This window comes from Rhodococcus sp. CX (assembly GCF_015865005.1).
Classification (GTDB): Bacteria; Actinomycetota; Actinomycetes; order Mycobacteriales; family Mycobacteriaceae; genus Rhodococcus.
On record NZ_JADZGH010000099.1, the window covers coordinates 108,246 to 111,756 of the forward strand.

Below are 3,511 nucleotides of genomic sequence, written 5' to 3' on the forward strand. Positions count from 1 at the left end.
GCTGCAGGTCTCCGGCCAGGTGGCGAGGGGTGCTCCGGCAAGCACATAGCTTTCGATCGATTCGCGCAGCGCGGCCATCATCGAGGCGATGACCAGGTTTCCGGCGGCGTCGGCCAGGGCGATGTGGAACCGGGAGTCGAGGACCAGGAACTCGTGCGCGGACAGCTCGGGAGAGTCCATCGCGATGAGCAACTCCTCGGCGTGGGACAGGTCCGGGACCGGGCGTGTACCGGCGAGCGTCTGCACGACCTCGGTCTCGAGGACCAGCCGGGTCTGCACGACGTCGCGGACCGGAAAGTTCTGGGCCGCGACCTGCATGCGCATGAGCATCGACATTCCGCCCACCGGCCGGGAGACGATCATCGCCCCGGCGTTGGGACCCGACCCGGTGTGCGCGGTGAGGAGGCCGAGCGCCTCCATCACCCGCAGCGCCTCACGCACCGACGACCGGCCCACGCCGAGTTCGGCCGCGAGGATGCGCTCACCCGGGAGCCGCTGCCCCGGCGCGAGTTCACCGGAGATCAGCTTCTCCTCGAGGCGGGCGAGTACCTGCTCCCAGGCGCGGGGTGCGGACGGCGACGACATGTCAGCAGAGCCTAGGCCGCCTCTTTCTCGTGCGTGGCTCCCGAACGTGGGTTAGTGTGGTCAGACCACACAGATTCGATGCGGAGATCCACCATGCGAGTCGCGTTGTTCGCCACCTGCCTCGGCGACACCCTGTTCCCCGGCGCGGTCAAGGCCACCGCCCTGCTCCTGGCGAGGCTCGGCCACGACGTCGTGTTCCCGCCCGGCCAGACCTGCTGCGGGCAGATGCACGTCAACACCGGATACCAACCCGACGCACTGCCCCTCGTCCGCAACTACGCCGACACCTTCGGCGACCCCTCCATCGACGCGGTCGTCGTCCCGTCCGGATCGTGCGCCGGATCCGTCCGGCACCAGCACGAGATCGTCGCCGGCCGCTACGGCGACGCCGCGCTGCGCGGGAAGGTCGACACGGTCAAGGCCAAGACGTACGAACTGTCCGAGTTCCTCGTCGACGTCCTCGGCGTCACCGACGTCGGCGCCCGCTACCCGCATCGCGTCACACCTACCACCCGACCTGCCATTCCCTGCGCATGCTGCGGGTCGGCGACAAACCGCTGCAGTTGCTGCGCAACGTCCGCGACATCGACCTCGTCGAACTCCCCGAAGCGGATTCGTGCTGCGGCTTCGGCGGCACGTTCGCCATCAAGAACGCCGAAACGTCCACCGCGATGCTGTCCGACAAGCTCCGCAACATCGCCGCCACCGGCGCCGAATACTGCACGGCCGGCGACTCGTCCTGCCTGATGCACATCGGGGGCGGCATGTCGCGCCTGAAAACCGGCGGCCGCACCGTGCACCTCGCCGAGATCCTCGCCTCCGTCGACGCCCCGGTGGTGACCGCATGAGCATCACCGCGCTCGGCACGCCCACCGTCCCACCGCGCGGCTCGGGAAATCTGCGCGGCGTCGAAAAGTTCCCGGACGCAGCGCATCACGAACTCACCGACAGTCAGCTGCGCCGCAACATCGGCAAGGCCACCCACACCATCCGCGCCAAGCGGCTCCGCGTGACCGGGGAGGTCCCCGACTGGGAGGCGCTGCGCGACGCCGGTGCCGCCGTCAAGAAGGACGTGCTCGCGCGCCTGCCCGAACTGCTCGAACAGCTCGAAGCCGCCGTCGCCGAACGGGGTGGCATCGTGCACTGGGCCGCCGACGCCGACGAGGCCAACGCCCTCGTCGCACAACTGGTGCGCGACACCGGATCCGACGAGATCGTCAAGGTCAAATCCATGGCCACTCAGGAGATCGGCCTCAACGAGTATCTCGAAGCCCAGGGCATCGTTGCGCACGAGACGGACCTGGCCGAACTCATCGTCCAGCTCGGCCACGACCGGCCGTCGCACATCCTCGTCCCGGCCATCCACCGCAACCGTTCCGAGATCCGTGAGATCTTCCTGCGCGAAATGCCGGGCGTGGACCCGGATCTCGACGACAATCCTGCGCACCTCGCGGAGGCGGCGCGAAAGTTCCTGCGCCACAAGTTCATGACCGTCCCGGTCGCGGTATCGGGCGCGAACTTCGGGATCGCCGAGACCGGCACCCTCGCGGTCGTCGAATCCGAGGGCAACGGCCGGATGTGCCTGACGCTGCCGCAGACCCTCATCACCGTCATGGGCATCGAGAAGCTGCTCCCCACCTACCGCGACCTGGAGGTGTTCCTCCAACTGCTACCGCGGTCGTCGACGGGGGAGCGGATGAATCCGTACACGTCGATGTGGACGGGTGTCACCCCGGGTGACGGACCGCAGGCGTTCCACCTGATCCTGCTCGACAACGGCCGCACCGCCGCGCTCGCAGATTCGGTGGGACGCGAAGCGCTGCACTGCATCCGGTGCTCCGCGTGCCTCAACGTGTGCCCGGTCTACGAACGCACCGGCGGCCACGCCTACGGCTCGACCTATCCGGGTCCGATCGGGGCCGTGCTCACCCCGCAACTCGCGGGCATGAACGAACCCGGCGACCCGAACGCGACGCTGCCGTTCGCGTCGAGCCTGTGCGGCGCGTGCTTCGACGCCTGCCCCGTCAAGATCGACATCCCGTCGTTGCTCGTCGAACTGCGGCACCAGAAGGTCGAGCAGGCGGGACTCACCGTCGAAGCCGCGGCGATGAAGGCGGCGTCGCTGGCGATGTCGTCCTCGCGGCGGTGGACCGCGGCGCAGAAGGCCGGAGGCATCGGCGGCCGGATCGTCGCGGGGAAGAAGGGCGCGATCTCGGCGCTGCCCGGCCCGCTCGGCGGCTGGACCGCGGCCCGCGACATCCCGGCACCGCCGAAGCAGACGTTCCGGCAGTGGTGGGATTCCGACGAAGGTCGCGCGGCGATGGCCGCAGCGCGACAGGAAGGGGGCGAACGATGAGCGCCCGCGAGACGGTGCTCGGCCGCATCCGCGACGCCCTGGCGCTCGCGCCGTCCGCGCCCACGGAGATCCCCCGCGCGTACCGCACCGGCCGAACCCTGCCGGACGACGAACGCTACGAACTGTTCGCCGACCGGTTGCTCGACTACAAGGCCCACGTGCACCGCTGCACCGCAGCCGAACTACCGACGGTCCTCGCGCGGGTGCTCGCCGACCGGAAGGTCGCGCGGGTGGGTGTGCCCGCCGGTCTCGACGACTCGTGGCTCGCCGCGTTCGACGGGGAGATCGTCGTGGACTCGGCCGACGTGCCGGCGCCGGAGCTCGAAGCGCTCGACGGGGTCGTCACCGCGTCGGCGGTGTCGTGCGCCGAGACGGGCACCATCTTCCTCGACGGCAGCGCCGACCAGGGTCGCCGGGCCCTGACACTCGTGCCGGATCTGCATGTGTGCGTCGTGCCGCTCGACACCGTCGAGGTCGGGGTGCCCGAAGCTCTGGCCCGGCTCGTGCCGGAGCGGCCCACCACCCTGATCAGCGGGCCGTCCGCGACCTCGGACATCGAACTCGAACGCG

The 3,511-nt window shown here is 69.8% G+C and carries 2 protein-coding genes and 2 pseudogenes; 3 read left to right on the forward strand and 1 reads right to left on the reverse strand.

What is annotated here, in order from left to right:
• On the reverse strand, positions 1–585 hold a 585-nt coding region (locus I0Q12_RS10955; protein ID WP_231610425.1), incomplete at its 3' end, for a FadR/GntR family transcriptional regulator.
• Positions 586–678: 93 nt separating this feature from the next.
• On the opposite strand from I0Q12_RS10955, the pseudogene I0Q12_RS10960 reads away from it, so the two are divergent.
• The 3 genes and pseudogenes from I0Q12_RS10960 to I0Q12_RS10970 all read left to right on the forward strand — a co-directional run.
• Positions 679–1,433: pseudogene (locus tag I0Q12_RS10960) on the forward strand ((Fe-S)-binding protein).
• The gene (locus I0Q12_RS10965) at positions 1,430–2,941 is read left to right on the forward strand and encodes a LutB/LldF family L-lactate oxidation iron-sulfur protein (RefSeq protein ID WP_197251945.1); all 1,512 of its coding nucleotides are present in this window, start codon (positions 1,430–1,432) and stop codon (positions 2,939–2,941) included. Before I0Q12_RS10960 ends, I0Q12_RS10965 begins: the two are co-directional and overlap by 4 nt.
• Positions 2,942–2,979: 38 nt before the next feature.
• Positions 2,980–3,511: pseudogene (locus I0Q12_RS10970) on the forward strand (lactate utilization protein C); the annotation flags it as partial.

Bases quoted from the DNA above. Each gene is read 5' to 3' on its own strand.
- I0Q12_RS10965 (WP_197251945.1), top strand. From the start codon at position 1,430: ATGAGCATCACCGCGCTCGGCACGCCCACCGTCCCACCGCGCGGCTCG.